6 protein-coding genes are annotated in these 6,442 nt (G+C 71.0%); 2 read left to right on the top strand and 4 right to left on the bottom strand.

Annotated elements, in window-relative coordinates; translation table 11 throughout:
- Window positions 1–94: 94 nt before the first annotated feature.
- Window positions 95–736: a TetR/AcrR family transcriptional regulator gene (locus LCD31_RS27770; protein WP_224962987.1), complete on the bottom strand. Its 642-nt coding sequence runs from the start codon at window positions 734–736 to the stop codon at window positions 95–97.
- Window positions 737–905: 169 nt separating this feature from the next.
- On the opposite strand from LCD31_RS27770, the gene htpG reads away from it, so the two are divergent.
- Window positions 906–2,801, top strand: coding sequence for a molecular chaperone HtpG (htpG, locus tag LCD31_RS27765; RefSeq protein ID WP_224962985.1), 1,896 nt, complete (start codon window positions 906–908; stop codon window positions 2,799–2,801).
- 82 nt (window positions 2,802–2,883) lie between these two features.
- Here the strand turns inward: htpG and LCD31_RS27760 are convergent, their stop codons facing one another.
- Window positions 2,884–3,681, bottom strand: a complete 798-nt coding sequence (locus LCD31_RS27760) for an ion transporter (protein WP_224962968.1) — start codon at window positions 3,679–3,681, stop codon at window positions 2,884–2,886.
- 363 nt (window positions 3,682–4,044) lie between these two features.
- A complete protein-coding gene (locus LCD31_RS27755; protein ID WP_224962989.1) occupies window positions 4,045–5,067 on the bottom strand; it encodes an NAD(P)-dependent alcohol dehydrogenase in 1,023 nt (340 codons plus the stop codon).
- A 133-nt stretch (window positions 5,068–5,200) separates the two neighbouring features.
- Here LCD31_RS27755 and LCD31_RS27750 point away from each other — a divergent pair, with 133 nt between their 5' ends.
- Window positions 5,201–5,785: a TetR/AcrR family transcriptional regulator gene (locus LCD31_RS27750; protein ID WP_224962966.1), complete on the top strand. Its 585-nt coding sequence runs from the start codon at window positions 5,201–5,203 to the stop codon at window positions 5,783–5,785.
- A gap of 21 nt (window positions 5,786–5,806) precedes the next feature.
- Here LCD31_RS27750 and LCD31_RS27745 read toward each other — a convergent pair whose 3' ends face one another.
- A complete protein-coding gene (locus LCD31_RS27745; protein WP_224962964.1) occupies window positions 5,807–6,409 on the bottom strand; it encodes a TetR-like C-terminal domain-containing protein in 603 nt (200 codons plus the stop codon).
- Window positions 6,410–6,442 lie beyond the last annotated feature (33 nt).

Raw genomic sequence — 6,442 nt, 5'->3', positions numbered from 1 at the left:
CCCCCCACCCCCCCCCCCCCCCCCCAAAAAACCCCCCCCCCCCCCCCCCCCCCCCCCCCCCCCCCCCCGCCCGGCCCGGGCCGGCGGGGCGGGATCAGCAGCCGGCGTCCGCGGACGGCGCTTCCCCGGGCGGGCACGGCAGTTCCGCTCCTCCCGGCCGGCTGCCGTCGAGCAGCAGCGCCAGGTAGCGCCGCCAGCCGCACGATTCGCCGGTGGCGCGCTCCGCCACCCCGGTCGTCGCGGTCGCCAGCACCATCACCACCACGGCGGTGAGGTCGCGCTCCCCCAGTTCCGCGCGCACGCGCCCGTCGCGCTGAGCGCGCCGCAGCACCTCCCCCATCGTCGCCAGGAACCTCGGCAGCACGTCGGACATCGTCACGCCGGTTTCGTGCACCGCGTTCAGCAGCGCCCCGTTGCGCACCACCGTTTCCAGGCTCTCCTCCAGGCCCCGGCGCAGGCCGAGCCACGCGTCGGGTTCGGCCGCGGCCTCGGCGAGCAGCGGTTCGACCTCCTCGGTGAAGTACTGGTCGAACACGGCCGCCACCAGCTCCCGCCGGCCCGCGAACCGGCGGTACAGCGTGGCGAGCCCCACCTCGGCGCGCCGGGCCACGTCCTCCAGCCGGATCGCCGGGCCGCGCTCGGCGAGCTCCGCCCGCGCGGCCGCCAGAATCCGCCGGTGGTTGCGCTGGGCGTCGGAGCGCAACGCGCGCCGCTGCGGGTTCGCGGATCCGGACATGGGCAACAGCATGCCGGACCGCCCCGCACCCGCCGGGACGAGGGCGAACACGTGCACGGCGCGATCACCGGCCCGGTAACCTCACGACCAGCGAACCGGCCGCGCAGGCCGGACCCCCGTACCACTCGTTCGACGGCCGGACGCGACACGCGGCCAGGAAGGAACTCACGTGAGCACGCAGGTGGAAACGGCCGAATTCCAGGCCGAGGCGCAGAAACTGCTGCAGCTGATGGTGCACGCCATCTACTCGAACAAGGACACGTTCCTGCGGGAGCTCATCTCCAACGCCTCCGACGCGCTGGACAAGCTGCGGCTGGCCTCCTACCAGGACAAGGACCTGCAGGTCGACACCGAGGACCTGCACATCTCGGTGGAGCCGGACCGCGAGCAGCGGACCCTGACGATCCGCGACAACGGCATCGGGATGTCCAAGGACGAGGTGCGCGACCTGATCGGCACCATCGCGAAGTCGGGCACCGCGGAACTGCTGCAGGAGCTCAAGGACACCTCCGACGGCGCCGCCGCGCAGGAGCTGATCGGCCAGTTCGGCCTCGGCTTCTACTCCAGCTTCATGGTCGCCGACAAGGTCGTGCTGCTGACCCGCAAGGCGGGCGAGGACAGCGCGACGCGCTGGGAGTCCAGCGGTGAGGGCACCTACACCATCGAGACCGTCGACGAGGCCCCGCAGGGCACCGCGGTCACGCTGCACCTCAAGGCGGAGGACCAGGAGGACCGGCTGCTCGACTACGCCGACACCGGGACCCTGACGCGGATCATCAAGAAGCACTCGGACTTCATCGCGTGGCCGATCCGGATGGAGGTGGACAAGCCCGGCGCCGAAGGGGAATCCACCACCGAGGTGGAGACGGTGAACTCGATGAAGGCGCTGTGGGCCCGCCCCAAGGGCGAGGTCGAGCAGGCCGAGTACGACGAGTTCTACAAGCACATCAGCCACGACTGGAACGACCCGCTGGAGACGATCCACCTGCGGGCCGAGGGCACCTTCGAGTACCAGGCGCTGCTGTTCATCCCGTCGACCGCGCCGTTCGACCTGTTCTCCCGGGACCAGAAGCGCGGCACCCAGCTCTACGTCAAGCGCGTGTTCATCATGGACGACTGCGAAGAGCTGATGCCGGAGTACCTGCGGTTCGTCAAGGGCGTCGTGGACGCGCAGGACCTGTCGCTGAACGTCTCCCGCGAGATCCTGCAGCAGGACCGCCGGATCCAGATGGTGCGCCGCCGCCTGGTGAAGAAGGTCCTCACCACGGTGCAGGAGATCCAGGCGAACGACGCCGAGCGCTACACCACGTTCTGGGACAACTTCGGGCAGGCCGTCAAGGAGGGCATCGTCGGCGACCCGGACAACGCGGAGCTGGTGCTGGACATCTCCTCGTTCGAGTCGACGCACCACGAGAGCGACCGGACGACGCTGCGCCAGTACGTGGAGCGGATGCCGGCGGACCAGGACGTCATCTACTACATCACCGGCAACTCCCGCACCAAGATCGAGAACTCGCCGCACATCGAGGCGTTCCGGGACAAGGGCGTCGAGGTGCTGCTGCTGAGCGACCCGATCGACGAGATGTGGGTCGAGTCGGTGCCGGAGTTCGACGGCAAGCGCTTCCAGTCCATCACCAAGGGCGAGGTCGACCTCGACGAGAAGACCGAGGAGGACTCCCAGCAGCAGGAGGAGTTCGCCGGGGTCCTGTCCTGGCTGGGCGAGGCGCTGTCCGACGATGTGAAGGAGGTGCGGCTGTCCTCGCGGCTCAGCAGCTCCCCGGCGTGCATCGTCGGCGACAACCACGACATGACGCCCACGCTGGAGAAGATGTACCGGGCGATGGGCCAGCAGGTGCCGCGGGTGAAGCGGATCCTGGAGATCAACCCGTCGCACCCGCTGGTGACCGGGCTGCGCTCCGCGCACACCGCGGACGGCGAGCGGGCCGACCTGGCCGAGACGGCGCAGCTGCTGTACGGGATGGCGCTGCTCGCCGAGGGCGGTGAGCTCCGCGATCCGGCGAAGTTCACCTCGCTGCTCGCGAACCGCCTGGCGACCACCCTCTGAGCACCGGCCCGCCCGCGAGGTGGGCGGCCCCTTCGACCCGGCGAACCGGGCGAGCGGGCCGTCCACCCCGGGCGGGCGGCGGTCAGACCTTCGCGGACTCGTCGCGGAGTTCGCGGATCTCGCCGCGCAGCGCCTGGACCTCCGCGAGCAGCGCGGCCGTGGTGGCGCTCTCGTCCGCGGCACGCTGCCGGTCCTCCTGGCCCACCTGGGTCTCCATCGCGCTGACGGCGACCGCGATGAACAGGTTGAGCACGGTGAACGTGGTGACGGCGATGTAGGCGACGAAGAAGATCCACGCGATGGGCCGCGCGGCCATCACTTCGCGGGCCACGTCGGACCAGGCCTCCCCGGTCATCACCTGGAACAGGGTGAACAGCGAGGAGCCCAGGTCGCCGAAGTACTCGGGGGCGACGTCGCGGTACAGCGTGGTGGCCAGCACCGAGGAGACGTAGAGGATCAGCGCGAGCAGCGCGGCGATCGAGGCCATGCCGGGCAGCGCCGCCAGCAGCGCGGACACCACGCGGCGCATCGTCGGCACCACCGAGATCAGCCGCAGCGCCCGCAGCACGCGCAGCGCCCGCAGCACGTCGAACGGCCCGGTCGCCGGTGCCAGCGCCACCCCGACGATCACCAGGTCGAAGCAGTTCCACGGGTCGCGGAAGAACCGGGCGCGGTGCACGTAGAGCCGGGCGAGGAGCTCGACGACGAAGATGGCCATCGCGGTGCGATCGATGGCGTGCAGCGGTGCTCCGTAGCGGTCCAGCAGGTGCGGCACCGTCTCCAGGCCGAGCGTGATCGCGTTGACCACGATCACGCCGATGATGAACGCGTGGAACCGGGGCGCTTCGACGACGTTCTCGACGCGCTCGCGCACGCTCATGGTGGTACTCCCGCCGGGCTGACTCCATTTCGGACGGTGATCAACTTAGCGCCCGCCGAGCACGGCCCATGCCCGGGGGATCACTCAACGTGACGCGGCCCCCACTCCCGGCAGCGGGAGCGGGGGCCGCGCAACGCGCCCGGAACCTGCCCGGCGAAACGTGTCCTTCGCCTGTCAGCGGCGAAGCCGCTGAGCGGAGACCCAGCACGCAACCGGACCACCCGCGGGTTCTCAGCTGCCTTCTCGCGAGGACAGCGTTTTCCCATGTGGCGGAGCCACCTGTGAAAACGATCCCGCAGCGAGAAGGCAGCTGAGGTTCCGCCACCCGTCCCCCGAGCAAAACGAGTGAGGAGACAGACCCAGTCAGAGCGTCGCGGTGTCGATGACGAAGCGGTATCGGACATCGCTGGCCCGGACCCGCTCGTACGCCTCGTTCACCTGGTCCGCGGCGATGACCTCGACCTCGGCACCGATGCCGTGCTCGGCGCAGAAGTCCAGCATCTCCTGGGTCTCCGGGATGCCGCCGATCATCGATCCGGCCAGCGACTTGTTCCCCGCGATCAGCGAGAAGGCGTTGTAGGACAGCGGGGTTCCGGGCGCGCCGACGTTGACCATCGCGCCACCCGGGCGCAGCAGCGACAGGTAGGCGTCGACCGGGATCTCGGCGGAGACGGTGTTGAGGATGAGGTCGAACCGTCCCTTGAGGACGTCGAAGGTCGCCTCGTCCGAGGTGGCGTGGTAGTCGGACGCGCCGAGCCGCAGCCCGTCCTCCTTCTTCTTGAGGCTCTGGCTGAGCACCGTCACCTCGGCGCCCATCGCGGCCGCGATCTTGACGCCCATGTGCCCGAGCCCGCCGAGGCCGACGACGGCGACCTTCTTGCCGGGACCGGCGTGCCACTGGTTCAGCGGCGAGTAGGTGGTGATGCCGGCGCACAGCAGCGGAGCCGCGACGTCGAGCCCGATGCCCTCGGGGATCCGGCAGACGAAGGAGTCCTTGACCACGACCTGCTTGCTGTAGCCGCCGTAGGTGTTCTCGCCGTCGAAGCCGACGCCGTTGTAGGTCTGCACGTTGCCGCGCACGCAGAACTGCTCGGTGCCCGCGCGGCAGGGTTCGCACTCGCCGCAGGAGTCGACCATGCAGCCGACGCCGACGCGGTCGCCGACCCGGTGCGCGGTGACGGCGGAGCCGACGGCGGCGACGGTGCCCGCGATCTCGTGCCCGGGAACCATCGGGAAGATCGCGCTGCCCCACTCCTCGGCGGCCTGGTGCAGGTCGCTGTGGCAGATGCCCGCGTAGGCGATGTCGATGAGGACGTCGTCCGGGCGCAGGTCGCGGCGGTCGATCACGGTGCGTTCCAGGGGTGCACCGGCACTCGGCGCGGCCATGGCGGGTGTGGGAGCCACTGAGGCCTCCTGTTCCAGGGTTCGGTGATCATCCGCATTGCGGTATGCGCATGCGTTCCCCTAAAGTAAGAGGCTACTTACATTGCACGCAACCGACATCGTTGTGAGCTGCCTTATGCCGCGCGCCTACCACCACGGCGAATTGCGGGCCGCCCTGGTCGACGCCGCTCGCGAACTCCTCGCGGAACGCGGCGCGTTCTCGGTCGCCGAGGTCGCCCGCCGCTGCGGGGTGAGCTCCGCCGCCCCCTACCGGCACTTCCCGGACCGCGCCGCGCTGCAGGCCGAGGTCGCGCTCGCCGTGGCCGGCGAGCTGCGCGCGGAGGTCGTCGCCGCGACGGCGGCGCACGAGGACCCGGACCGGCGGCTGGCGGAAGCGGCCGCCGCCTACACCGGGTACTCGATCCGGCACCGGGCCGGGCTGCACGTGGTGTTCGCGGCAGAGCTGAGCGGGGACCGGTTCCCGGAGCTGCGCCGGGCCGCCCGCGAGCTCATCGACGAATACTTGACGCTGTGCTTCGCGGCGGCCCCGTCGGCGCAGCGGGCCCTGCTGCTGATGGAGCAGCTGCTGACCCAGGCGCACGGCTACGCCACCTTCTACCTGGACGGCGTGCTGTCCCTGCAGGGCTACGACCAGGCCGAGGTGCGGGCGAAGTCCGCGGAGGCCGCCATGACCACCATCCTCGGCGCCCGGCACTCCTGACCCGGAACCGCCGTGGTCCGGTCAGCTCCGCGGCTCCAGGAACTCCGCGGTGCTGCCGCTCATCAACGCGGTCAGGTAGAACGTCATCTCCTCGACCGGTTCCGGCCGCCCGTTCCGCAACCAGGTGGCGACGGTGCCGACGAACGCGTGCGACAGGAACGCGAGCAGGTACTCCGGCGGGCAGTACGCGGCGTCGACCCGCGCCCCCAGCACCGCGAAGTCGTCGGCGAGCAGGCCGCGCAGCGACCGGCGGCAGCGGCGCCGGAACCCGGTGCCCGCGGCGCCGCGGCACAGCAGCGGTAGCAGCTCCGCGTGTTCCTCGACGACCGCGAGGATCCCCGCGACCCGCAGCGTGAGGACCGGGTACAGCCCGGCGTCCCGGCCCGCCTCCCGCTGCGCCGAGCGGAACGCGGCGCACAGCTCGTCGAGCACCCGCTCGCGCAGCGACGCCACGTAGGCGCCGATGTCCGCGTGGTGCCGGTAGAACGTGGTGCGCCCGATCCGGGCGCGACGCGCCAGCGCGGCGACGGTGATCCGGTCGACGTCGGATTCGGCACCGAGCTCGACCAGCGCGTGGCGCAACGCGGCCTCCACCCGGCCCGACCCGCGAACGACGTCCCGCACCGGGCCATGCTCCCACCGGCACCCGGCCCCGCC

Source organism: Saccharopolyspora sp. 6M, from assembly GCF_020176775.1.
GTDB classification, from domain to species: domain Bacteria; phylum Actinomycetota; class Actinomycetes; order Mycobacteriales; family Pseudonocardiaceae; genus Saccharopolyspora_C; species Saccharopolyspora_C gregorii.
The sequence above is the reverse complement of the archived record's forward strand: the minus strand, read 5'-3'. Positions and strand labels throughout refer to the sequence as shown.

Bases quoted from the DNA above. Each gene is read 5' to 3' on its own strand.
- LCD31_RS27750 (WP_224962966.1), top strand. From the start codon at position 5,201: ATGCCGCGCGCCTACCACCACGGCGAATTGCGGGCCGCCCTGGTCGAC.
- LCD31_RS27755 (WP_224962989.1), bottom strand. From the start codon at position 5,067: ATGGCCGCGCCGAGTGCCGGTGCACCCCTGGAACGCACCGTGATCGAC.
- LCD31_RS27760 (WP_224962968.1), bottom strand. From the start codon at position 3,681: ATGAGCGTGCGCGAGCGCGTCGAGAACGTCGTCGAAGCGCCCCGGTTC.
- LCD31_RS27770 (WP_224962987.1), bottom strand. From the start codon at position 736: ATGTCCGGATCCGCGAACCCGCAGCGGCGCGCGTTGCGCTCCGACGCC.